Source organism: Parabacteroides sp. KHUB-02 (genome assembly GCF_056640955.1).
This window is the reverse complement of sequence record NZ_JBWQEV010000001.1, coordinates 4,219,230-4,245,859: the sequence shown is the minus strand read 5'-3', so window position 1 is coordinate 4,245,859 and position 26,630 is coordinate 4,219,230. Positions and strand designations below refer to the sequence as shown.

Annotated in this window: 19 protein-coding genes; 3 read left to right on the top strand and 16 right to left on the bottom strand. The window is 45.3% G+C overall.

Annotated elements, in window-relative coordinates; translation table 11 throughout:
* The first annotated feature begins 98 nt into the window (after positions 1–98).
* Both ACYIA1_RS18035 and ACYIA1_RS18030 read left to right on the top strand, forming a co-directional pair.
* Entirely contained in the window at positions 99–956 is an 858-nt protein-coding gene (locus tag ACYIA1_RS18035; protein WP_005859732.1) for an enoyl-ACP reductase FabI, read from the top strand.
* A gap of 1 nt (position 957) precedes the next feature.
* Positions 958–1,560: an L-threonylcarbamoyladenylate synthase gene (locus tag ACYIA1_RS18030; protein ID WP_005867379.1), complete on the top strand. Its 603-nt coding sequence runs from the start codon at positions 958–960 to the stop codon at positions 1,558–1,560.
* Here the strand turns inward: ACYIA1_RS18030 and ACYIA1_RS18025 are convergent.
* The 4 genes from ACYIA1_RS18025 to ACYIA1_RS18010 form a co-directional block, all read right to left on the bottom strand.
* A complete protein-coding gene (locus ACYIA1_RS18025; RefSeq protein WP_480336154.1) occupies positions 1,539–4,172 on the bottom strand; it encodes a glycoside hydrolase family 2 protein in 2,634 nt (877 codons plus the stop codon). The genes ACYIA1_RS18030 and ACYIA1_RS18025 overlap by 22 nt on opposite strands.
* A 121-nt stretch (positions 4,173–4,293) precedes the next feature.
* Entirely contained in the window at positions 4,294–5,988 is a 1,695-nt protein-coding gene (locus ACYIA1_RS18020; RefSeq protein WP_057319109.1) for a SusD/RagB family nutrient-binding outer membrane lipoprotein, read from the bottom strand.
* Positions 5,989–6,002: 14 nt separating this feature from the next.
* Positions 6,003–8,999, bottom strand: coding sequence for a SusC/RagA family TonB-linked outer membrane protein (locus tag ACYIA1_RS18015; RefSeq protein ID WP_122297482.1), 2,997 nt, complete (start codon positions 8,997–8,999; stop codon positions 6,003–6,005).
* Positions 9,000–9,468: 469 nt separating this feature from the next.
* Positions 9,469–11,724, bottom strand: coding sequence for a PAS domain-containing sensor histidine kinase (locus tag ACYIA1_RS18010; RefSeq protein WP_147379218.1), 2,256 nt, complete (start codon positions 11,722–11,724; stop codon positions 9,469–9,471).
* 178 nt (positions 11,725–11,902) lie between these two features.
* Between ACYIA1_RS18010 and dgt the strand changes: the two genes are divergently transcribed.
* Complete coding sequence (gene dgt, locus ACYIA1_RS18005; RefSeq protein ID WP_008772892.1) at positions 11,903–13,228, top strand: dGTP triphosphohydrolase; 1,326 nt, start codon at positions 11,903–11,905, stop codon at positions 13,226–13,228.
* Between the two features lie 15 nt (positions 13,229–13,243).
* On the opposite strand, the gene rsgA is transcribed toward dgt, so the two are convergent.
* From rsgA to cdaA, 12 genes are all read right to left on the bottom strand, one after another.
* Positions 13,244–14,176, bottom strand: coding sequence for a ribosome small subunit-dependent GTPase A (rsgA, locus tag ACYIA1_RS18000; protein WP_005867373.1), 933 nt, complete (start codon positions 14,174–14,176; stop codon positions 13,244–13,246).
* Positions 14,177–14,271: 95 nt separating this feature from the next.
* On the bottom strand, positions 14,272–14,835 hold the full coding sequence (gene frr, locus ACYIA1_RS17995) for a ribosome recycling factor (RefSeq protein ID WP_211738857.1): 564 nt from the start codon (positions 14,833–14,835) through the stop codon (positions 14,272–14,274).
* A gap of 265 nt (positions 14,836–15,100) precedes the next feature.
* Complete coding sequence (locus tag ACYIA1_RS17990; protein ID WP_211738855.1) at positions 15,101–16,267, bottom strand: MFS transporter; 1,167 nt, start codon at positions 16,265–16,267, stop codon at positions 15,101–15,103.
* A gap of 3 nt (positions 16,268–16,270) precedes the next feature.
* The gene (locus ACYIA1_RS17985; protein ID WP_121961585.1) at positions 16,271–17,143 is read right to left on the bottom strand and encodes a carbohydrate kinase family protein; all 873 of its coding nucleotides are present in this window, start codon (positions 17,141–17,143) and stop codon (positions 16,271–16,273) included.
* 18 nt (positions 17,144–17,161) lie between these two features.
* Entirely contained in the window at positions 17,162–18,970 is a 1,809-nt protein-coding gene (locus ACYIA1_RS17980; RefSeq protein ID WP_480336153.1) for a glycoside hydrolase family 32 protein, read from the bottom strand.
* Between the two features lie 128 nt (positions 18,971–19,098).
* Complete coding sequence (locus ACYIA1_RS17975; protein ID WP_122297474.1) at positions 19,099–21,762, bottom strand: hybrid sensor histidine kinase/response regulator transcription factor; 2,664 nt, start codon at positions 21,760–21,762, stop codon at positions 19,099–19,101.
* A gap of 133 nt (positions 21,763–21,895) precedes the next feature.
* Positions 21,896–22,606: a UMP kinase gene (gene pyrH / locus ACYIA1_RS17970; protein WP_005867363.1), complete on the bottom strand. Its 711-nt coding sequence runs from the start codon at positions 22,604–22,606 to the stop codon at positions 21,896–21,898.
* Between the two features lie 42 nt (positions 22,607–22,648).
* Positions 22,649–23,020 (bottom strand): HepT-like ribonuclease domain-containing protein, encoded by a 372-nt coding sequence (locus ACYIA1_RS17965; protein ID WP_005867361.1) that lies wholly within the window; start codon positions 23,018–23,020, stop codon positions 22,649–22,651.
* Entirely contained in the window at positions 23,013–23,306 is a 294-nt protein-coding gene (locus ACYIA1_RS17960; protein WP_005867359.1) for a nucleotidyltransferase family protein, read from the bottom strand. Before ACYIA1_RS17960 ends, ACYIA1_RS17965 begins: the two co-directional genes overlap by 8 nt.
* Before the next feature lie 152 nt (positions 23,307–23,458).
* Positions 23,459–24,661, bottom strand: coding sequence for an acetate/propionate family kinase (locus tag ACYIA1_RS17955; protein WP_036614670.1), 1,203 nt, complete (start codon positions 24,659–24,661; stop codon positions 23,459–23,461).
* Between the two features lie 25 nt (positions 24,662–24,686).
* Positions 24,687–25,700, bottom strand: coding sequence for a phosphate acetyltransferase (gene pta, locus ACYIA1_RS17950; RefSeq protein ID WP_005867355.1), 1,014 nt, complete (start codon positions 25,698–25,700; stop codon positions 24,687–24,689).
* Positions 25,701–25,827: 127 nt separating this feature from the next.
* Entirely contained in the window at positions 25,828–26,613 is a 786-nt protein-coding gene (gene cdaA / locus ACYIA1_RS17945) for a diadenylate cyclase CdaA (RefSeq protein ID WP_008772898.1), read from the bottom strand.
* Between the last annotated feature and the right edge of the window lie 17 nt (positions 26,614–26,630).

The window sequence follows — 26,630 nt, the reverse complement described above, 5'->3', positions numbered from 1 at the left end:
TAATATCAAGGCACATATTCAAATGTCGGGCTATGATATTCATTTGCGTATGTTGCACATTTTGTGTATGTTTGTGCCGTAATTAATAAACAAGAGGTATGAGTCATAATTTATTGAAAGGCAAGAGAGGCATTATCTTCGGTGCGCTGAACGATATGTCTATCGCCTGGAAAGTGGCAGAAAGAGCCGTAGAGGAAGGTGCGACTATCACGTTAAGCAATACGCCTATCGCTGTTCGTATGGGTCAGGTAGATGCTTTGGCGGAGAAGTTGAACGCGCAGGTAATCCCGGCGGACGCAACCAGCGTAGAGGATCTGGAGACCGTATTCGCGAAGTCAGTGGAAATATTAGGTGGTAAAATAGATTTCGTTTTACATTCTATCGGTATGAGCCCGAACGTACGCAAGAAACGTACGTACGATGATCTGGACTATGGAATGCTGGAAAAGACGTTGGATATCTCCGCTATCTCTTTCCACAAGATGCTACAAGTAGCCAAGAAACAAGACGCTATCGCCGAGAATGGTTCCGTAGTGGCATTAAGTTATGTGGCCGCCCAGCGCACGTTCTTCGGATACAACGATATGGCGGACGCTAAGAGCCTGCTGGAATCTATCGCCCGTAGTTTCGGTTACATCTATGGCCGTGAGAAAGGCGTACGTGTGAACACGATCTCCCAATCCCCGACAATGACAACCGCAGGTAGTGGCGTGAAGGGAATGGAACACTTGATGGACTTTTCTAACAAAATGAGTCCACTGGGTAACGCCAACGCCGACGAGTGCGCGGACTATTGCGTAATGATGTTCTCCGACTTTACCCGCAAGGTAACGATGCAGAACCTATACCACGATGGTGGTTTCTCAAGCATGGGTATGAGCCTCCGGGCCATGAACCAATATAGTAAAGGATTAGAGGAATATACAGACGAGAACGGACACATTATCTACGGCTAATATGTTAGTGAGAATCTATCCGGAGAATCCGAATCAAAAAGAAATAGACAAGGTCGTCAAAGTCCTGCAGGACGGCGGCCTTGTCGTTTATCCTACCGACACGGTTTACGCGATCGGTTGTGATGCGTTAAACGTGCGTGCGGTAGAGAAAATATGTCAGATGAAAGGAGTTAATCCACAGAAAAGCAACCTGTCTATCATCTGCTACGACCTGTCTAATCTTAGTGAATACGCCAAGGTAAGCAACGCCGCTTTCAAACTGATGAAGAAACATCTGCCCGGTCCTTTCACCTTTATCTTACCCACCAGCAGCGAGCTTCCAAAGATTTACAAGAACCGGAAAGAAGTCGGAATCCGTGTACCGGACAATAACATTACCCGTACATTGGTACAATCCTTGGGAAATCCAATCCTAACCATGTCCATCCGTGACGAGGATGAGGTGATCGAATATACGACAGATCCGGAATTGATACACGAGAAATACGAGCATCAAGTGGATATCGTAATCGATGGCGGTTTCGGAGGATTGGAAGCCTCTACGGTTATAGATTGCACGACGGATAATTTCGAGATCGTACGTCAAGGCAAAGGAGAATTGTAGCTATCCACCACGATTTGTATTCGCTCCTCCGGCAGATTAGCAGGGAACTCCAAGCTTATTTCTTGTTGGTCACCCGGCATTAGCGTAATATAGTTATCCGAATAATGTACCGGTAGGATTCGTTTGCCTGTCTCCCTATCAAAAACCTTGATACGGTTGAAGAACGAGATCTGCGAATCAGCGCTCAGACGGACTGTACCCACAAAATTCGAGCCTTCCTTCTTGATATCGGTCTTGATATCCGGTCTTGACTTCGGAAGTTGAGATAAGCTGGTGTAGTCTTTCGGCTCGGTTGTCAGCCAATAAATATTGGGAACGTCCGCATTCAAAGCCAGCCGTAAGAAATAAGCACCTTTGATCCCTTCCGGAACGGGGATATCCAATAATTCCTGTACCGTATTCGCCTTGGAGCTCGCTCTCGTCTCTTTCTCCCAAAGCAGTTTGCCTTCCAGATTATAGATACGGGCTACAATCGATAAATCCGTATAATCTTTCAGAGTCGTATTCAACAATCCCGCCTTACGAGTTACCGGGTTATAATAGGCATGTAAGGGTTCACAGCCTTTCCGGGTTCCGTACAAGGAAGCATTTACATCGAGAGACCAATCATACATTTGCCCCCGCAAGGATGTCCATGGATTCTGGGTTTTCCAGATCAAGATACCCGTATACCAATCCCACATATGAGAGGCCCAGCCTTCCATAAAACTACGATATTGGTCATAGTTCACGACTTGGGCATACTTACAATAGGTCTCGATATCCTTCACCTCCCCATATCGCTCCAGATGATCGCCATAGCCCAGATCCTTATGATACCGCCACGTATAATTACGAGTAAAACCTTTCCTTGGGAAACCGGCCAAATCCTGTTCCGTCATCATCTCCCGCATACTCTCGACCTCCGGGGAACCAACCGATCCGGCTTCCGGATTAAACGGATGCGAACGGAAGCTAAAGAACCATTCCGGCTCTTGTATACCGTAAGGACCATCCCCATTATCCCCCAAATAATTCCGGGTAAACAACGTATCTGTAGAGAAACTCACGAAAAGACGCTCCGGATCTAACCGGGGGAAAACCTCCTTTCTCAAACATTGATCGATATCTTTCGCTAAAGGCCATTCATTCGCCCCACACCAGAAACAAAGACTCGGATGGTTACGGATCATTTTCACTTGATCTTCCACGGAGGCGATAAATAAATCATGATTATCGGGATATTCCCAACGACGTTCTCGGGAATCCATCTTAGTCGGATCCTCCCAAGCGCCATTGCAATCACCACTGCCCCACAGATCTTGAAAGACTAAGATACCGAACTCATCACAGGCGTTATAGAATTCCGGCCGTTCCACCAACGCACCTCCCCATACACGGATCATACGCAGATTCATTTCCGCATGGAAACGTACCTCATCCCGATAACGTTCCGGAGAAAGACGAAGCAGCCAATCGGAATTAATATAGTTACCACCCGTGACGTATATTTTCTGTCCGTTCACGAAGAAACGGCGTCCCCCGTTATCCGGGCATTTATCGGAAGTAATCTCCCGGATACCGTAACGCAACCGTTCACGGTCACTCACTTGATTCCCGATCTCAAAAGAGAGGTTCATATCATATAAAGGCTGCTCACCGATACCGTTAGGCCACCATAAACGAGGATTCTTTACCGCTAAAGGATTCAAGGATACCGTTTTCTTCTCGAATGGCGATAAAGTAACCGGCTGGGTTAAGCGGGTTCCGTTCGTCTCACAAACCAATAGCCCCTTTAAGGAAGTGCTCCCGGTATTCTCTAGCTCGACAGAGGTATTCACAAAAGCCTCCCTTTGAGTTTTCGTTTCCGGATCACGTACGCCGGGTACCTTGGTCACGACATAAGGAGAAGAGAGGCATACCGGCCCGGTTGTCGTAATAGAGACCTCATCCCAAATACCCGTATTCCGGTCACGTACCGGTTGTATCCAGTCCCAACCCGGCGTATATTGCATCGTATTATTCCGGGCGATCTGCCCATCACCACCTTGTCCGCCATTCGGATTTCCGGCATGTGTAGGTGGATAAACCAATACCGCTAATACATTGGGGGCATCCGTACGAAGATAAGGGGTTATATTAAAAGTCTTCCTCAAGAACATGCCCTCATGGGTATTTCGATTGATCCGCTTACCATTTAAAAAGATTTCCGCCTTATAATTAATGCCCCGGAAATTTAACCAGACATTACGTCCCTCTGGTAAATTATTGATATTAAACTGACGAGTAAACCAATAAGTATAGAAATCATTGCCGACCTCATGTATATCGGGTATCAGATTGTTATTCAAGCCGAACTCGGGAGCCGGATACATATGGTTCTCCAAAAGTGTAGTCAATACCGTGCCCGGCACACGGGCTGGTAACCATCCTGTTTTATCCAAAGGCGCCGCGCTCAACCGGTTCCCATCCATTTTCACTTCATTCGCTTTCCGGGCATACCAATCTGAGTGAATCAAGGTTTTCTCTCCCGGCTCAGGGATCGCCAACTTATTTGTTTCTTGAGCGAGTAGCGGGGTTATCCAGCAAACCAAACTCAGCCAGCACAATACATAAACACACTTGTTTCTCATAACACATTACATTTAGTACCTCAAAAATACAACAAAAAAGAGGATATACCACCAAATGGAATACCCTCTCTTTTACGTTATATTACTTTTTCTAACTTGCGGTAAAAAGCATCCTCAAATCCTAGAAATTCTTACCGGTATCCCACCACAGGCGAGTTCCTTCATTATCCGGTCCATTCAATAAGCCTCTGGCCTTCTCAACCTCAGCAGCATTCGTGTTACGGTCATTACGCGGGAAACGTAGACGCTTAACGAATTCGCCATTGGCGATACCACCATCAACCGTAGCGCTGAAATTATTTGCTACAGGGAATAGTTTCGGATAACCTGTACGACGGAACTCACTCCATGCTTCCTGACCTTCCGGATACATCGCCAGCCATTTTTGATTAATGATTTTATGAAGTTTCTCTTCTTTAGAAGCACCTTCATCCCATTTTACCGTGCATTTATCAAGTCCCTCAATATTATTTTGCGGATTAAATGGATCCACATGATTAGCGGCTACACTCTTATCATCTGCAATATAAGCGGCATAATCTACGGCAGAGATCCCATACTCATCAAAAGAAACCTTAATACCTTGCTCATATAAATCTTTTGCGGTACCACCCATATTCCAGCCACGCAAAGCCCCCTCTGCGCGCAAGAAATATGCCTCAGCAACTTTCATCCATGGCAATGCGTTGGTTATCTGTTCGCCATTACCATTCTGATCTGTATTCTTACTGATAGAAGGCATATTTATCGTAGAATACATCACATAGTTAGATTTATCCGGAATAATAATCCCCTGACGAATACCAATATAATTACCTATATTATTAGTGGCCTTTCCACTTCCATCCTTAATATCAGCAGGAGCTCCTTTTTCTTGGAACCAACCAACTGGTCTTACATATTTAGGCAAACGAGGATCGTTATAACCTTGAAGTAAAGAAACCAAAGAAGCTCCTACACGAATATCACCATAGGCATAATTAATCTCCTGTAGCGGATTCTGTAAAGACGCATCAATTACCTCAACATCATTATTCCCAGCGACCAATACCCCGTATTTATGATTCACCGCAGCCTCCGCAGTCCTCTTTGCCAATTCCGGCTCAACCATGGAAATACGCATGGCCAGACGTAAACGTAATGTATTAGCAAAACGGATCCATTGCTTATGATCCGAACCACAAACAATATCAAACTTTTGTAAGCGCTCGGAAGAGGCTTTTCCCTCATCCACAAAAGTAGTCAATGCATCTACACTCTCATTTAGCTCTTGAATGAATGTCTCATACAATGTCTTCAAATCATCATAGGGAACACTAGACCCTCCTTTCATCGCTTGAGAATAAGGTAACGGGCCATAGATATCCGCAACACGATGCATAGCCTCCACACGAATAATCTTTGCAATAGATGTAAAATCTGGCTCTTGCGTAGACTCCAATATTACACTGATAGGCTTCATCACATATAACTCCCCAGCTTTGAACGCAGTCTCATTCCAACCTTCATTCATCGCATATGTAGAGTTATTATTATTGCCTCCGAAAGGGGTTGGATTCGCCATATAACCGGAATAAAGATCCGCATTCAAGTTCTGTTGCAACTGATACTCATAATTCCTATTCTGGAAATTCAGATAAACCGACGTGATAGGCTGAGAGAAACGAGCCTCCAAAGCCACTTCCTCAGCCGGTATACCATTAGGATCCGTATTGATACTTTCAAAATCGCTAGTACAAGCTGTAAATCCCACCGTGGCTACCATCGCACACAATGGCAACGTATTCTTTACTTGTTTAAATATATTCTTTTTCATAATTAACAACTTTATTAGAATGTAACTTTTAGGTTAATACCATAGCTGCGTGACGCAGGCATACCAAATGAATCAAAACCTTGCCATCCATTAGCCGTAGATACAGACAAAGCCGGATCAAATGGAGAATCTTTATAGAAGAAGAATAAATTACGAGCTACAAATGATAAATTCAAGTTCTTGGAAGCACCCAGCAAATTACGGAAGGTATAGCCAAGAGAAAGTTCACGCAAACGGATATTCGTAGCTGAATAAACATATTCGCCAACAGCCTTATCCTTACCGGCTGTCGCCTCATAGAACTTTTGCGCATCCATCATGGTGCCATCCCCTAAATCAACGCCACCATTATCACGTGCGTCGGCGGTTACCTCTGTTACGCCAAAGCTATCCAAATAGCTCTGAGTCATACTTACTACATTACCACCAAAAGAACCATCAATTAAGAAATATAAATTGAAATCTTTATAAGTAATAGTATTGCCAAAGCCCATATGCCAATCAGAATTCACATTTCCTAGATATTCTTCCTCGCCCAATACAGGAGCGCCTCCATTCGTAACGATCATCCCATTCTCACGTTTCAAGCTCTTACCATAGATATCACCAAATGAACCTCCTTCTTTCAACATAAAACGGACTCCGGCTCCAGAACCTAGCTGCACACCGTCTTTCAATTTATCAGATAACTCCTTGATCTTATTATCGTTGTAAGAAATATTAAACTCTGGTTTCCAGCTCCAATCACTGTTGAAATCCCAACGATAGCTGATTGAAGACTCAAAACCGGTATTCTGAATATTACCCGCATTGATATAGTAGCTCTCATAACCAGAGGCTAGAGGCGCATCTATAGAGAAGTACTGATTCTTATTATTGGTCTTATAATATGTGATATCGAAATTCAAGCGGCTATCAAACATCGCCAAATCCAAACCGAATTCCATTGAATGCATCTTCTCCGGCTTCATTTCCGTAAACGGCTGTTTTGTATTAGGCTCCAATTGACCTAAGTTGTAATGATCCATTGGATGAGTAATATACGCCTCAACATCATTACCTACAACAGAATAGGAACCGCGCACCTTCAGCAAATTAATTTTCTCAGACATCGGGATCATTTCATTCAATAAAAGAGTTAAACCTACCGACGGATAGAAATAAGAGAAGTTATTCGTATAGGCCAAAGAAGAAGCCCAATCATTACGTCCTGTTACATCCAAATAAATCATGCCATTATAACCAAACTGAACCGTTCCGAATACAGAGTTCAAACGTTTTTTCGGATTCGTAGTCTTTTGGTTACCATTGCCCCCGATATTTTCTGGCAAGAATACGTTCGGTAAGACCAAGCCCAATTTATCGCTATCCAAGATCATGTTCTGTACTTGCGTCTGCATAAAACTAGTACCAACAGAAGCATTCAACTCCCATTTCTCATTCCAAGTCTTATTGAAATTTGCCATCAAGTCTCCATAGAATTGCTTAGCGTCAAAACGCTCTTGACGATACCGTCCATTACCTTTCGGAGCCCAAGCCTCATAAGTCGTGGCATGCCATTTACGCTCAAAACGGTCGAATGTATTATCCACGCTCAAACGGCCTTGGATATTCAGCCAGTCCGTCACTTTCAGTTTCCCCGTAATAGAGGCCATGATACGATCACGTTTTTCTTTTGATTTAATACGGTTCAACACCCAGTAAGGGTTAGCCGTGAAATCATCCAATGATGTGTACCAGTTCTGCGCATTCAAGTTACGGGCTCCGTCATACACCTCGAAGTTTTCTTTATAGTCCTGCCAATTGCCATTTACCGGAAATGTATAAGCGCCTGTCAATGGATTAATATAAGTACCACCATGAGGACGGTTAGTCGCTTTCTGAGTAATATAAGACAGAGAAGCATCTAAAGTCAAACGATCCTTAAATAATTTGAAAGTCTCACGAGCGGTCATATTATGACGTTGAAAATCATTAGTCGGTAACATACCCAAAGCTGTAGTATTCGCATAGGACATAAAGCTTTGAACTCTCTCTGTACCACCGTTGATAGTTATAGAGTTAATATATGTAGATCCCGTACGGAAAAAGTCGTTCAAACGATCCTTAGCTTCTGAATCATTGTCATTAATTCTTTCACCCCAGCTTTTAGCACTCAATTGATCTCCATTCTTAATAGCACCATATCGACCTTGCAATTTAGGAGCGGCCAGCGGAGTCTCTATCGTAATATTAGAAGAAAAATCTACACGAGCGGCACCATCTCGTCCTCTTTTCGTCGTGATCATGATCACACCATTGGCGGCCATACTACCATACAGAGCAGCAGCGGAAGCTCCTTTCAAAACGTTCATGCTAGCAATATCATCCGGATTCAAGTTACCCAGAGCGTCACCGCCATCACGACCTTCATACTCACCTTCCAGCTGAGTCGTTTTCGGGTTATTCATCGGAATGCCATCAACAACGATAAGAGGTTGGTTATTTCCAAATGCGGATTTATTACCACGAAGTATGATCTTAGAAGAACCACCGGCACCTGTCGCATTAGGAGTGATTACCAAACCGGCGGCCTTTCCTTGCAACGAATTGATCATATTGGCATCCTTCGCGCGCGTCAACTCTTGGTTGCTAACCTGTTGGGTAGCATAGGTCAAGGATTTTGCCTTGCGTTGGATACCCATAGCTGTCACGACTACTTCGTCGATTTTCTGGGAGTCGGAAACCATGTCTACATTAATAACCGTACGTCCATTTAGAGGTTCCTCAAGAGTAGACATACCTAAATAAGAGAATTGGAGAGTCGCGTTATCTCCTACTTCCAATGTATAGTTACCGTCCAAATCGGTAACCGTACCATTTGTTGTACCTTTCTCTACAACATTACAGCCAATCAACGGCATGTTAGCGTCCTTATCCATAACGACGCCACTCACTTTCTTCTGTGCCCATAGCACAGTTGTACATGTTCCTATACAGAACAGCACAAACAATAATAAGCTCTTCCTCATAAAGCTAGATTGTTTAGGCAAGTTAATAAATTTAAAACCATTCATATTTTGTTTAAAACTAAGCTATCTAATTTTACATAATTATAACAACTTAGTCTTGTTAGAACTACGTTGTTTTTTGTCTTACGTAGAGCAAATATATATAAAACTTCTATAAAAACAAGTGAATATTCCAAAAACAATAGACCATTCTTGATGTTTTAAGGTGTTTGCGATAACACTTAGATATTTCTTCTCCCTCTATCTTTGACACAACAGTTGTTAAATCAAATTAGTTCTAACAAAACTAATGAAAAATACACTTAATACAATATTCCGTAAATTCATGTTTCTTTATACATTTTACCCATATAGGCGATATACAAAATAATGTAGTGGCAATGAACTGGCCAATATCTAGCAAGCCCTTTGAGAAGGAGGGATGTCACCTAAATACTAAGGAAAAAATGTACAGGTTACTTTATTATGTTTATTCGAGAACAGCCTCGCAAGGTATAGTAAACCAAAAAGTGGAACCAACTCCTTCCACGGAATCGGCACCAACGGCCCCACCTTGCGCTTCAACCAAGGCCTTGCAAATAGAAAGTCCCAATCCTGTACCTTGGGCAAAATCATTCAATTTCTCAAAACGGTTGAACAACCGCTTCTTCTTATCTTCATCTATGCCGATGCCCGTATCGCTCACATAACCTCTGATACAGCCTTCTACATATTCGTAACCCATTACGATCTGTCCAGCTTCGGTAAACTTTATGGCGTTAATCATATAATTTGTAAATACTTGGATCAATCTATTCTTATCCAATCGAACCACGCAGTAGCGATAAGGGCTTACCACCTTAAAGATGACATTCGGATTGGTGACCCGTGGGCGCATAGTATGTTCTAATTCTTCTAAACAGGCCGCTAAATCAAACTCCTTATTCTTAAAGCCCGTGAAGCCTGCTTCTATCTTCGACAAATCCAACACATCATTAATCAATCTCAGCAGTTGCTCATTATTGGATCGCACGATCTCGAGAAAATGCGACTTTTCCTCCTCATCCTCCGTCTCTATGGCCAATTCCGAAAATCCAATGATGGCATTCAGAGGAGTACGAATCTCATGGCTCATGTTCGCAAGGAAAGCGGACTTGAGCTTATCGGATAGCTCCGCTTTCTCTTTTGCGGCCTTCAACTCTATATTCTCACGAAGCTTCGTTATATTATTCGCAATCCCTAGGATAACGGTATTACCATCGAGAGTCTTAATAATCGACTTCGTCACATGCCAATATTCTTTTACTCCATTAATTACCGGAGAACTTTCGTAAGAGACGACCGTCTCTCCTGCCACCAAACGTAAATCATATATATGATATTGCTCCGCAAATTCCTTTTCAAAAATCTCGAAATCCGTATGCCCTATCACTTCAAGCTGCTCCCTGCCAGCTATCTCGCAAAACGCCTTGTTCGCCCTTAAATATCGGAACTCATCGTTAGTTTCCTTTATATACATGCCTCCCGGCATTTTCTCTATAAGCTCATTCAATATTTGATTTGACAACAAGGCCTCTTCCCTCGCCCGATTCAATTCCAAGTACAGTTTCTTATGCTCTGATATATCATCCAGCTTAAGCAAAGCCCCCAAGACCTTACCGTCATCATCACACACGGGCATAGTAACAAAATTCACAAAAGTATCGTCACCATACTTAAACTCATCTCTTTGTATCTTATTCAACGAGATCGCTTTCTTTACCGGACAACGGCTAGAGCCTGTGCACTTACCACCCAACATCCTGTTACAATAATCGCCCGGCTGATGAGAGTTAGCTCCCATTTTCTTCACTAAGGAAGCAAACTCATCAAGATTAGACCATTTAATCATACAATCCGAGGACATATAGACCAACCCCGAATTAATATTCTTGAGGATAAGGCTATTGATCTTATTCTGTTGCATCAATTGCTCATTCAGCTCCGCCCACTCACTAAGATCCCTGCGTATGCCGGTATATTTGATTATCCGTCCTTTCTCATCCTTGACGGCAACGCCATCCAGCACAATCTGCTTGACACCTTCCATATCCGGAGACTGGAACCGAATCGCAAGATGAATGATATCCAACTCTAAATTATCCGCCTTCACGAACACGTCTTTCACCTTTTGCCGATCCTCCGGATGTACGTATCGCAGATAGGTTTCTTGGCTAATATCCGCATAAGGGATAATACTATCTCCCGAATACACGTTCAGCACACGCCTATCAAGATCATACTCCCAAAGTATGATATTACATATTCTATTTACAAGTTCTGTCTTTAAGTTGTATTCTTCCAACTCCAACTCACGCCGTTTGATATAAGACACATCGTTCATGACTACCACGTAACCCATCAATGCCATCTCCTCATCCATCATTGGAGACACCTTGAGCTCCAGATGAATGTATCCACGCTTTGAGGTTGGATAGTAATTACAGCTCCTCACCACATCAAAATCGTAAACTATATTTCGTTGGATAGATTCACCTTTCGATAGCAGCTCAAGATCCTGGATCGTGAAGTTTGGATTATTAAACAATGTCACGCCAGCCCCAATAAAATCCTCCTTTTGCTCAATACCAAAGATTTCCATGTCATAGGAATTGCAGTCGATCAAGTGCCCATCCTTATCATACACTTCGACCCCAACAGGTGCCATCTCATACACCATCTCTAATAGTTTGAACTTGTTTTCCAATTGCGCTTCGATCTTTTTCTAAAAAGTTACAACACCGTTTTATTATGCACATTAGCATAATGCTCGCAAAAGCGAATACATTACAAAAGTAAGCATTAATTCTAATTTCTTCCACAAATATTCAATGATTTGCACAGATTATCTCTACATTTGCGATATATATATTAATGTATTGACTATGAACTGGACCCAGCTATTATCCGGCAAGCGTTTCGGGATGGAAGAGTATCACGAGCGGAAACATGAGAGAACTGATTTCCAGCGTGACTATGACCGTTTGATTTTCTCATCCCCTTTCCGAAGACTACAAAACAAGACACAGGTGTTCCCCCTGCCGGGAAGTATCTTTGTACATAACCGACTTACACATAGTCTGGAAGTATCATGCGTAGGACGTTCATTGGGTAATAACGTAGCGAAAGGACTTATGCAAAAATATCCGGACGGCAGTATCAACTTCCCAGAGATAGGTTCCATCGTATCAGCCGCTTGCCTTGCCCATGATATGGGAAACCCTCCATTCGGGCATTCCGGAGAGAGAGCGATCTCCGCTTACTTCTCCGAAGGGAATGGGCGAAAACTAGAAGAGAAAGTACGGAAGGAACGGGGACGCTGGGAAGACTTCGTCCATTTTGAAGGTAACGCAAACGCCATGCGGTTGCTGACCCATCAGTTCATTGGGCGCAGGAAAGGGGGATTTGCCTTAACATATAGCACATTAGCCTCTATCATCAAATATCCTTACGCATCCATCTATTCAGGAAAGAAAGGGAAATTCGGCTTTTTCCAATCGGAGGAGGGAAGTTATCTGCAAATCGCCCAAGAGCTAGGGATCGGACATAGCCCGGAAGCCCCGGACAAATTTCTTCGTTACCCGTTAGTTTACTTAGTAGAGGCGGCAGACGATATCTGCTATCAAATTATGGATATAGAAGATGCTTGCAAACTACATATCCTGACCACCGAAGAGGCCATACAACTATTATTGGGATTTTTCGAAGGAGAGCGGTTGGAGCATATCCGCAAGGTCATGCATATGGTAGACGATACCAATGAGCAAATCGCCTATCTGCGTTCTTGTATTATCGGGCTATTAGTGGATGAATGTTCCCGTGTCTTTTTAGAGAACGAGGAAAGCATCCTCAATGGTACCTACAGCACTCCGTTAATCAGTAACATATGCGATCAAGCCAAGCAGGCTTACGCTAATTGCTCGGCTACAGCATACAAGAAAATATATAAGGCAAAAGAAGTGCTCGACATTGAATTAGCCGGTTATCATATTTTCAGCCATCTGATCGACAGCTTGACCGAGGCCGTGATGAACCAAGAGCATGCTTACAGCAAACTACTCTTACAACGGATACCGGAGCAATATGACACGAACGCTCCTACTACATATGGCAAGATACAATGCGTACTCGATTATATCTCCGGCATGACCGATGTATATGCGCTCGATCTATACCGTAAAATCACCGGTATGAGCCTGCCGGCCGTTTGATGTTGTAATAAAGTGTTAGAATTCTTCCCGGTACTTGCTTTCCATGCGATCATCCAAGATACTTAGATAGCTTTTATAGCGGGACTCGCTGATTAGCCCATCGTTAACGGCTTGAATGACGGCGCAGCCCGGTTCATGACGGTGCGTGCAGTTATTGAAACGGCATTCTTCCGAGTATTTAAACAACTCCCGGAAATAATGGGAGATCTCAGCGTCCGCCATCTCGATCGTTCCAAATCCTTTGATACCCGGAGTATCGATCAAATAGCCTCCCCCGGGAAGAGAAATCATCTCGGAAAAGGTGGTCGTATGCATTCCTTTGTTATGATATTCGGAGATATCACCGGTACGGAGATTCACCCCCGGCACCAGTTTATTGATAATCGTGGATTTTCCGACACCCGAATGACCGGACAAAAGCGTAATCTTATCTTTTAGATCCGCTTTCAAGGCATCCAAACCTTCCTCGGTCCGGGCACATAGCGTCGAACAGGGATAACCAATCGAGGTATACAACTCGATTAAATTCTCCAACGCTCTTTGATCCTCATTATTATAACGATCAATCTTATTGAAAACTAATTTAACGGGGACACGATAAGCCTCGGCTGTCGCCAAGAAGCGATCGATAAATATCGTTGTTGTTATAGGATAATTCACTGTAACGATCAGCATCGCCTGATCCAAATTTGCGGCGATAATATGCGATTGCTTCGATAAGTTAGAGGCACGACGGATGATATAATTCTTACGCTCCTCGATCTCTGTAATAAAAGCGGTTCCTTCTTTATTAATATCGATTACGACACGGTCTCCTACTGCGACCGGATTGGTACTCTTTATGTCTTTCAGACGAAAGTTACCCTTGATCTTACTCTCTATATCTCGCCCGTCTTCCGTACGGACCGTATACCAACTACCTGTGTTTTTTATTACCAGTCCCCTCATGAGAATTGAAAATTGAGAATTGAAAATTGAGAATTGGAATAAGGACTCAATGGGGTTCCTTAATTCTCAATTCTCAAGTTTCAACTTTCAATTATTTAAACGGTCATTACTTCTTTTTCTTTAGCGGCGTAAAGCTCATCGATCTTTTTGATAAACTTATCATGGATTTTCTGAACCTCTGCCTCGGCGTCTTTCTCTACGTCCTCGGGAACCCCATCAGACTTGATGCTTTTCTTCAAAGCCTCGATAGCGTCACGACGAGCGTTACGAATGCTGATCTTCGCGTTCTCCGCCTCCTGCTTACATTGTTTCACCAATTGACGGCGACGCTCCTCAGTCAACGGAGGAATACCTAAGCGGATCACCTCACCGTTATTCTCCGGCGTGATACCTAACTCAGAATCCAGAATACCTTTCTCAATATCGCGGATGATCTTCTTCTCCCACGGAGTGATCATGATAGTCCGTGCGTCCGGAACCGTCACCGTAGCCACGTTAGTAAGAGGAACAGGCGCCCCATAATACATTACCTTCACACAATCGAGGATTTTCGGATTAGCCTTACCAGCCCGAATGTGAGACAATTGCTCGTCCAGATACTCAATGGCGAACGTCATCTTCTCTTCCCCTGCTTTGATCAATTGTTTCGTATCTATCATAAATATACGTTTTTTGTTTGCGAATCTTTTAATTAACAAAAGTAATAAAGATTTCTAACTCCGCAAGCATATAATTAAAATACTACCGAAGAAAAGATTCACAAGACTCCATAAATAGATCCGCACATACGGATCTATTCTCAATTCGCCACTGCCGAATGATCGTTCGGCGGTGGCGAATATATATTCAGTGGCAACGAACGATCATTCGGCGGCGGCGAACGAAGAAATCATATAGATCCGACAAAAAATATATCCGTATCTATTATCGTTTACTTAACTTAGGCGTAAAGAATAGTAAGTAGGCTACGCCCACGCACAACACCAGTATTGCCCCTGCTTGAGAAGCCAACATATCGGATGCCACGCCCATAAAGATCGGGAAGATCGTGCCGCCAAACAGTCCCATAATCATCAAGCCGGACACCTCATTCTGCTTATTCGGCATAGAAAGCAGGGCTTGGGCGAAAATAATGGAGAAGACGTTCGAGTTTCCAAAGCCGATCAAGGCGATACAAGCATAGATGATCTCTTTCGAATGGAAGAACAGCAGACCGATCATCGCCAATAACATCAAGAAAACACTAAAGGCAAAGAATCCTTTCGGAGAGACTTTTCGCAAGATAAAAGCCCCGGAGAAGCATCCCGCCGTACGGAAGATGAAATACAGGCTCGTGGCGAAGCCTGCGTCGGCCAACGTCATGCCTAGACGTTCCATCAAGATCTTCGGGGCGGTCGTATTCGTCCCTACATCGATCCCCACATGGCACATGATACCGATAAAGCAAAGCAGGATAAAAGGCTTGCCCAGCAAAGCCAGACATTCGCCAAAGGTAGAGGGCCGCCCCTCCTCTTTGGTCTCACGGATAGAGGTAGTTCCCAATAGCAGGATAGCGATCACGGCGATCACCATATAGACCGGGAAAAGGACACGCCAACCGAGTCCCATCGACGGTATCGCTTGGGTAGCACCCCACATGGCGATATAAGGCGCCAAGAAGGAGGCGATCGCCTTCACGAACTGGCCAAACGTCAAGGAACTAGCTAGCTTATCCCCGCTTACGATATTCGATAATAACGGGTTCAAGGAAGTCTGCATCAAAGCGTTGCCGATACCCAACAGGGAGAAGGATATCAACATGACCATATATGCGTCGTCGAAGATCGGGATCACCAGTGAAAGAAACGTTACGATCAAGCTCAATAACACGGTCTTTTTCCGCCCGATACGGTTCATCAACATCCCCGTCGGGACGGAGAAGATCAAGAACCAGAAGAACACAAGCGACGGGAAGATATTCGCCTCCGAATCACTCAAGCCTAAATCCGCTTTCAGGTAATTAGAGGCGATTCCCACTAAGTCCACGAATCCCATGGCGAAGAACGCCAACATCACGGGAATCAATTTCAAGGATGAAGTCTTCTCGCTCATGGCTTATAAATCTTTAGGGTAAGCAGGCCATGCGCCACTCTGCGTACAAACATAAGCGGCTACTTTTACCGCTTTCTCATGTGCCTCACGTAAAGGTTTTCCGGTTAAGATCGATGAAATAAACGCCCCGGAGAAAGAATCGCCGGCGCCTACCGTATCTACCACCTGTACCTTCGGGGTAGGAATCGTAGAGACCTCCTCCTCGGAAAAGATCGTACTATACTCCGCCCCGGCCGTAAGTACCAAATAGCGCAAACCATATTTCTTCATGAACCAGCGACACATATCCTCTATCGTGCCTTCCAGACCAAACATCGGGCGAAGCATTTCCAATTCCTCATCATTGATCTTGAATACGTTCGCCAATTCGAGCAACGATTCGATCAGCTCCTTCGAATAGAAATGCTGACGGATATTGATATCGAAAAAGCGCAAGGCATGACTAGGCATATAAGAAAGTAAGGTACGAAGCGTCTCACGAGATTCCGCGGCACGTTGCGCCAATGTTCCGAAGCATACGGCGTCCGCACGTTTCATCAAATCGATAGACGCTTGGGTAAGAGGGATATGATCCCATGCCACACCTTCGATGATCGTATAGGAAGGGATGCCGTTCTTTAGCTCTACCATCACGCTTCCGGTCGGATATTCCACCGTACTGATATAATTACTATCGATACCGTTCTTATCCAATTCCTGAATAATCTCGGTTCCGAACACGTCGTTGCCCACGGCACTGATCGCATAACCTCCCGCTCCTAATTGGGTAGCGTGATACACAAAATTAATCGGCGCTCCACCGGCTTTCTTCACTTCCGGGAAAACATCCCACAATAATTCACCAATGCCTACTACTACAGGTTTACTCTTTTCCATGATATATTTTGTTTTTAATTATTTGAAGGGATAAATGGTTAATGACGTAACCGTAAACGCTCCTCCCTTCGCATTGAAACTAATGCGATTATACGGCTCTTCCGGGAAGACTAGGTTGGTCATGACAAACTCTCCATTCCCGTCGAAGGCCTCTATGCTACAATTGTCTACCAACAAGCGTAAGGTATATTCCTTAGCGGCGGAGATCGGGGCCGAGGTAGCCGTGGCGAATGTCTTGCTAAAATCCGTAGCCCCGCTGTTACGGCGATCCATCGTGAACGTATTATCCAGAAGATTATAATACATCTCCACTTCCTCGCCTTTCGAGTTAAACAACTGGAAGCTCATGATATCGGCTCCGTTATTCTTAAACTTGATCTCGATCTCATAGGTTCCCGTATGATCGGAAAGTATCGGATTGACCTCATGGGAACGGTCTACCTTGAAGGAACCTTTCTTCTGGGCTTTCCCTCTCAACTTCAACACCTCGGGAGACGGGGTGCTGCTCAAGTACGTCTGCCCGTTTTTCGTATAAAGAGCCAAGTCGCGAGGAACCGAGTTCGCACTCCGGTATTGCGAGGTCGGCACGTTATTCGCATACTCCCAATTGCTCATCCAAGCCAAGGCGATCTTCCGGTCCTCCGGAGCGTTACTCCAAGTTACCGTAGCGTAATGATCCTTGCCGTAATCCATCCATTTGGTCAAGGCCGGAGATTCATTCACGAACTGTTTCCCATCGAACGTACCTACGAAATATTGGGTAGCGGAGCCGCCAAACGGACCGCCGGGGTTGATATTACAGATCAAGACCCACTTCTTCAATTCCGTACCCTTCACCGGAAGCTCGATCAAGTCCGGGCATTCCCAAACGCCCGCATGCGCTCCTTGTCCTTCTCCGAAACTGCTCTCATACGTCCAGTCCTTCAAATTGGGAGAAGAATAGAGTTGCATCTCCTGCCCTACGGCGAGTACCATGATCCATTTATTGGATTCCTTATGCCAGAAGACTTTCGGGTCACGGAAATCACGTTGCGTAGAAGTAAGGATCGGATTCCGGTCATATTTCCTGAACGTCCGGCCGTTGTCCAAGCTATAGGCCATACTCTGCACTTGCCGGTCGCTAGCCGAGGTATAGAAAGCCACGATAGCGCCAGCGCCAAAACCGGCGGTATTATCCTTATCCACCACACAGCTACCGCTGAAGATCGTACCCAAGGCATCCGGAGCGATCGCCACCGGTTGATGCTCCCAATGAATCAAGTCCTTGCTGATCGCATGCCCCCAGTGCATATTCCCCCACATCGAGCCATACGGATTGTATTGATAGAACAAATGATACTCACCATCCTTGTATACCATGCCGTTCGGATCATTCATCCATCCCCAAGCCGGCGAGAAATGATAGGCCGGACGGAATTTCTCCCGGTTAGACGAATCAAACTGATCGGATAGCTTCATCTCTTTCCAGCAAAGAGCCGATTCCGGGGCAAGCTGGAAGTTGAAGGAGATATGCTTATCCGCATACCCTGATAGATCTACCGGAACGAAATAATCCACCTTATTCACCGCCAAACGAACATTGAAAGTCCGTACCACGTCATTATCGACAATCATATATAACTTGGATTCCGGCGAGGACTCCTCGACCGGAAGCAACAAATACTTGGCTTGCGCATCCACACGGACAATGCTTTGTCCTTCGCCCAGATGCTTTATATCTATAGTACGTTCTGTCGCATATCCGGCCAACGGATCGACAGCACTTAATAAAACGACAACGACAGCCATACATAAACTCTTAAGAAGTCTCTTTGTTTGTTGTTTCATAAACGAACGGATTAAAGGATAATACAGTTTGATTCTCCGCCAAAATTAATAGGATTCTTCCGGATAGAAAAACACTTATCCCCTAAAGATGAGGAGATATGACATTTGTGATAAAGATCGTACAAATGTTATTGATACTCGGTAGGCGTAACCCCGTAGACCGCCTTGAAACATTTAGAGAAGTAAGCGGGCGAGGAGAAACCGGTTCGGTAAGCGACCTCACTCACCGTATACGCGTTCTGCCTCAACAACTGGGTCGCCTTATTCAAGCGATAGGTACGCAAGAACTCGACGGGTGCGGTTCCGGTAAGCTCCTTGATCTTCCGGTGAAGGTGCCCCCGGGATAATCCCAAGGTCTCGCTTAGTTTCTCCACATTATATTCGGGGTCCGCATAAACCGCCTCGATCTGTTCCGCGAACTTACGCAAGAAGGCATCATCGATACTCTCCACCTTTTCCGGCTCGGACAGAAGGAGCTTATTATCCCGCAGCTTCTCCAACAAACGTTCCCGTAACTTCTGGCGCTCTTGCAATAGGTGGATAATCTTGATCTTCACGTAATCCGTATGGAAAGGCTTCTGTATATAATCGTCCGCCCCGCCGGTTATTCCGAAAATCCGTTGACGCTCATCGGTCAAGGCGGTCAATAAGATCACCGGGATATGGCTAAAGGGAAGTTGCGACTTGATCGTCCGGCAAAGTTCGAAACCATTCATCTCCGGCATCATCACATCGCTTACTACCAATGATATCTCCTCCTCTTCCAATACCCGCAAGGCATCTTTCCCGTTCGCGGCCGTCCGGATCTTGAAATGAAGGCTAAGCTCACGTTCCAAAAAGCAGCGAACCTCATCATCATCCTCGGTGATCAGTATCGTATAAGGATAGGTCTTGGAAAGTATCTCCTTGGTTTCCGAATCGTCCAACCGGGAGGCTTCGTAGGCTTGATGGGATACGGACGTTTCCATCAGGTCGCTATCCTCGAAATGCGCCTTTCCTTTCCGTAGGCAGACCGTAAAGGTAGTCCTTTGCCCCGGCTCGCTCTCCACATGGATCTCCCCTCCGTGCATATGTATATACTCCTTTACCAAATGCAATCCGATCCCGGTTCCCATCGACCGATCCTCCGTATAGAAACGGTCAAACAGATGCGGAAGGTTAGCGGGACGGATGCCACTTCCCGTATCGATAACCTGTATAAAGACCCGATCTCCCTCTTCCGTCAGCTCTATTCGCACGCTACCTCCCTCCGGCGTAAACTTAAAAGCGTTCGAGAGAAGATTGAAAAATACTCTCTCCAATAAGTCCGGGTCGATCCATAGCGTACATTGTTTTATCGAAGAAGTGAACGTATAGGAGATCACACGTACCGAGGCCATACTGTCAAAATAAGATTTGATCTCGCCAACGAAAGGAACCAAATCGATTTCCCGTACCGCTAGTTTCTCTTGCTTGCCTTCCACCTTCCGGAAATCCAATATTTGGTTGATCACACGCAACAAACGGTTGGCGTTCTTCTGGATCAGTCTTAGATCCGAGGCGTAAGGAGATTCCCGCAACGAGACAATCAAGCGATCCAAAGGGGCGAGAATCAAGGTCAAGGGCGTACGTACCTCGTGGGAGACATTCGTAAAGAATTGGAGTTTCTGCGCCGTCACCTCTTTCATCTCCGCGTTCAAGGAGATTAGCTTACGATTCGCTTGCCTCATCTTCCGGTTTATGTAAAAGGCGTAAATGGAAAGGGCGATAAAACCGATCATCAATAAGGAGATCACCCCTAAAGAGTTTCGCAGGAAATAAAACCGGTCGGACAAACCGTCGATGCGGGAACGCTGCGCCTCGATACGTTGCTTATATTTCTGGAGTTGGTCCGCTTGCAACAATAAGGTGCGGGCAGACTGATGATCTACCGGAGCCGTACGAAGAGGGATAAACTTATCCACCGGCTCCCCTTGAATGATACGCATAGCCGTGCGAATCACTTGCTCCCCTCCTGTCGGATAGAGGAAAGAGGCGTTGATCCGTCCATCTTCCACGGCTTCCAGACCGGCACCCGCCACGGCATCCACGCCGATAATCCGCAAATCCCGTCCTCGGATGGAATCCCATGCCATAAAGTATTCCCGGGCGGCTATGGCCATCATGTCGTTATGGGCGTAAACGAAATCTATCTGCTCGGGATGCTCTAACTTCCGAAGCTCCATCCGGGCCGTATCGACCAACCATTGTCCTTCTATCTTACGGAAAGAAAGATCCTCCCTTTCTCGCAAGGCATCGACAAAACCTTTATGTCGCTCTTGCGCCGGGGAGGTTTGCGTGAGTCCCCATATCTCTAAGATAATAGCGTTCGGGGGAAGATAATGGGCGGCGTAATTGCCTGCCGCTAGTCCGATCTCATAATTGTTCGCCCCGACAAAAGAGGTGTATTGATCGGTATTTACCTTGCGATCTGTAATGATCGTCGGGATTCCAGCACGGTACGCTTCCTCGGCAACTGCCGTGATCGGCTCGGATTGATAGGGGGAGATGATCAAGACATCCACCTTTTGGCGGATCAAGTCTCGTATTTGTTGTATTTGTGTCTCGTTATTGTTTTGCGCGTCCTTTATAATAATTTCCACATCATCATAGTTAGAGGCTTCGATACGCATATCGTTAATCATAGCTTCCCGCCAAGCATCGTCCAACATACATTGGGAGAGGCCAATAACGTGCCTCTTCTGTTTCCCCGAGCTCGTACAACCACACAATACGATCAAGGTTAACCATACTAGTAAAAAGGGATGCTTCATATACAAGAATAAAGGTCTAACGTATTTGCCACAGGGCTGGCACAACCTTGCCATGCCTGTGGCACGACAGTGCCATAACCAGTGGCACAACTATGCCATCAGCATGGCACTGCCATGTCATCGGTTAATGGCACTAATTATGCACCAGTGTCCCGATATTCTCTCCGCTCATCACTTTCTTCAAGTTGCCGTTGGTGTCCATATCGAATACGATGATCGGGAGGTTGTTCTCTTTACACATCGTGGTAGCGGTCAAGTCCATCACCTTCAGGCCCCGGGTATAGATCTCATCATACGTAATATCGGAGAACTTGGTAGCCGTAGGATCTTTCTCCGGATCAGCGGTGTAAATACCGTCCACACGGGTACCTTTCAGCATGACATCCGCCTCGATCTCGATGCCTCTCAAGGAAGATCCGGTATCCGTAGTAAAGAACGGATTACCCGTACCGCCAGACATGATTACCACGTTGCCTTGTTCCAGCAACTCGATCGCACGCCATTTATTATAGAACTCGCCGATCGGTTCCATACGGATAGCCGTCAGTACCTTCGCCTTCACGCCTTGAGCGACCAAAGCGGAGCTAAGCGCCAAGCTATTGATCACCGTTGCCAGCATACCCATCTGGTCTCCTTTTACCCGATCGAAACCTTTGGAAGCGCCGCTCAACCCGCGGAAAATATTACCGCCACCGATCACGATACCGATCTGTACACCCATCTCGGCGATCTCCTTGATCTGTGCCGCATATTCATTCAAGCGAACCTCATCGATCCCATATTGTTTACCACCCATCAGCGACTCCCCGCTTAATTTTAATAAGATACGTTTGTATTGAGCCATGTTTTGTATATATTTAATATGTAATTCCGCAAAAGTAATGATTTATTGAAGGCTTGTGATAATTCGCAAGACATTCGATTTCAAAGGAAGAAGACTTTGTTTGATAATCGCAAATATAATAGCCTCATCAATACTAGAATATTCATGTGAAATAATATTCCTTAGTCCTATAATCTTTCGCCAAGGAACATCTGGGAAACTCAACAATAGTTCACCATTTGTTTGATCATCTATCTTTTTAATGCTCTCCCCTATAATTTGAAGACGCATGACACATCCGTCAAATACCAAAACACTATCAGGAGACAATAAAAACTCTTCCGGAGTATTGATAGCCTCACTCCAATGAAGTATCAAATCTATTGACTCGACAACTTGTTCGCAACGGTCTATAATTCGATTCTTATCAAACATAGATTCCGTCTTTAAGAATATTATTTTTTAGCGCAGGCCGTAAAGAGTCTCTTAATCGGACTAAATCCACCTTACATTTACACAAAGACTCCAAAAGCTCTTTTAGATCGAAGATAATAAAAGGCTCGACTTTCTCTAATGACACAAATACGTCTAAGTCACTATCCTCCCTATGTTCACCTCTAGCCACTGAACCAAATATCCCCAGTTCCTTAATCCCGAACTGAGCACCAAACTCTTTCTTGAATCTAGCCAATATCTCTTTATATTCTGCCGCAGACCTCATAATGAATCATTTTTACAAAATTAGGAATTAATCTTATAGTATACAACAATAAATAAAAAAGATCGCCCCAACCGGTGTCGGGGCGATCTAAACACTAATCCCGTGTTTTGTAAGCTGCGAGGATTAGCTAAAATTATATGAAACGTTACTGGTTACTTTTTATCTAAGATCTCCAAGGTATCGGCGGCGATCATGAATTCCTCATCCGTAGGAACGACGATGATAGTCACCTTACTGTCCGGAGTGCTGATTACCATCTCCTCGCCACGCATACCCTCGTTCTTCTCAACATCGATCTTCATGCCCATGTATTCCATGTTCTCGCAAACCGCACGACGGGTCGCCCATTGGTTCTCGCCGACACCACCGGTCCAAACCAAGATATCACAACCACCCATAGCGGCGGCATAAGCGCCGATATATTTCTTGATGCGGTAGTTATATACGTTCAAGGTCATGATCGCACGCGGATTTCCGGCAGCTACGGCAGCCTCGATCTCACGCATATCAGAAGAGATACCGGAAAGACCGGCAACACCACTTCTCTTATTGATCAAGTCGGAAAGGCCGGCACCATCCATGCCTTCCTTATCCATGATGAAAGACAAAGCACCCGCATCCACGTCGCCGCAACGAGTACCCATCAACAGACCCTCAACCGGAGTCAAGCCCATGGAAGTATCCACGCTCTTACCATTCTTGATAGCGGTGATAGAACCACCGTTACCTACGTGAGCCGTGATAATCTTCTGATCCTCATAAGGAACACCTAAAATCTCGCAAGCACGACGGGATACATATCGATGACTGGTTCCGTGGAAGCCATAACGACGTACGCCATATTTCTTGTACATCTCGTAAGGCAAACCGTACATATACGCATAATCCGGCATGGTCTGGTGGAAAGCCGTATCAAACACCGCTACTTGAGGAATACCCGGGATCAAAGCCTCCATCGCCCGAACACCCTTCAAGTTAGCCGGGTTATGAAGCGGAGCCAGATCAGAGCACTCGATTACCTTATTGATTACATCCTGATTGATCAATACGCTAGAAGCGAACTCCTCGCCACCATGTACCAAACGATGACCAACAGCGTCGATCTCCTTATAGTCCTTGATACAACCATAAGTTGCGTCGGTCAATACGCTCAAGATAAACTCGATGCCTTGTTGATGGCCGGGAATCTCTCTCTCGATAACCACCTTCTTGCCCTCCTTATCCGTCAATTTCAGGAACGCGCCCGGCAAACCGATTTTCTCGATACCACCTTGAGCCATAACCTCACCGGAGGTCATATCGAATAACTTATATTTGATAGAACTACTACCGCAGTTCAATACTAGAATCTTCATATTATTAAGTCGTTAGGATTATCTATTATTTTGCAGATTTCAAACCGATGGATTGATTACAAGCGATCGCTACCATCTTATAAATATCGTCTACGGAACAACCGCGAGACAAGTCGTTCACCGGAGCGGCCATACCTTGAAGGATAGGACCTACAGCCTCAGCGCCACCCAAACGTTGAACCAGCTTATAAGCGATATTACCCACCTCCAAAGTCGGGAATACCAAAACATTCGCTTTACCGGCGATCTCGCTACCCGGAGCTTTCTTGCTACCTACAGCCTCAACCAAAGCGGCGTCGGCCTGCAACTCTCCGTCGATCTTCAAGTCTGGAGCCATTTCCTTAGCCAAGCGAGTAGCCTCCACTACCTTGTCCACCATCTCGTGAGAAGCGCTACCCTTCGTAGAGAAGCTCAACATAGCCACACGAGGCTCAACGCCTACGATATTACGAGCCGTAGCGGCGGTAGCTACAGCGATGCTGGCCAACTCTTCTGCGTTCGGGTTTGGCATAACCGCGCAATCAGCGAATACCAAAATACCATTATCCCCATATTGAGGAGTCTGCGTGAACATAAGGAACGCACCGGAAACACACTTCATGCCCGGAGCCGTCTTGATAATTTGCAAAGCAGGACGCAATACATTACCCGTCGTATTCTCAGCGCCGGCGATCTCGCCGTCAGCGTCACCCGCCTTGATCATCAAACAAGCCAAGAACAAAGGATCTTCAACTAGAACCGCAGCCTTCTCGGGAGTCATACCCTTCTTTTGGCGAAGTTGGAAAAGCAAGTCTGCGTACGCGGCTTTCTTCTCGTGATTTTTCGGATCGACAAGGGTTGCCTCACCGATGTGGTTCAACCCAAAACCAGCCGCCAACTCCTTGATCTCAGCGGGGTTTCCAATTAAGATAATGTCTGCTACACCGTCGGCCAGTAATCGGTCGGCAGCTTTAAGAGTTCTTTCCTCGGTACCTTCGGGAAGAACAATACGCTGCTTGTCAGCTTTAGCGCGCGCAATAATGTCTTGCATTAAATCCATAGCGGAAGATATTTTATATTATTTAATAATTGTACTCGTAATCCGGCTACAAAATTAGGCATAATGCAATATAGAGTTTACAAAATAGGCAAAAGAATTACAGGTAGAGATACCAGTTTCAGATCTTTTAACAGTAATTCGTCACTTCCCGCTCACCGGAGAGTATTTGTTGCAGTTCTTCCGCTGTCACATTCACACTTAGCTTGCCTTTATGGGCCACGGAGATCTTTCCTCTCTCCTCCGAGACAATAATAACCAGCGCATCTGTCTCCAATGACATCCCTAAACCGGAACGATGGCGCAATCCCATATCCTTGGGAAGGGTGGCGTTCTGGGCGACCGGCAAGATACAACCGGCCGCCTTGATCCGGTTATCGGCTATGATCATGGCACCATCATGCAACGGGCTGTTCTTAAAGAATATATTCTCGATCAAGCGGGCATTTACATCGGCGTTGAACATCTCGCCCGTATGCTCATAGATCGTCAAGTCCATATCTTGCTGGATCACGATCAAGGCACCCGTCTTTTTCCGGGCCATATTCATACAGGCCAAGACAACAGGGGCGACAAATTTCCCTTCTTTCTCCGGATCGCCTCCTCGCTTGGAAAAAAGTTTCCCTAGGAATTTCCAGCCCCGGTGCGAACCTAACGCCAACAGGAAACGGCGGATCTCGTCTTGGAAGAGGATTACCAAAACCACGAAACCTACGCTAATAAACTTATCCAAGATGGCTCCCATCAACCGCATCTCCAATACCTGCGAGATCAAGATCCATACGACGATGAATGATACGACCCCACTGAATATAGCCAATGTGCCCGAGCTTTTCATCAACTTATAGGTCTGGTACAGGAAGAAAGCCACCAGCAATACGTCAATCAAGTCTTTTATACCGAAATGCATCCACATAGTTAATTGAGAATTGA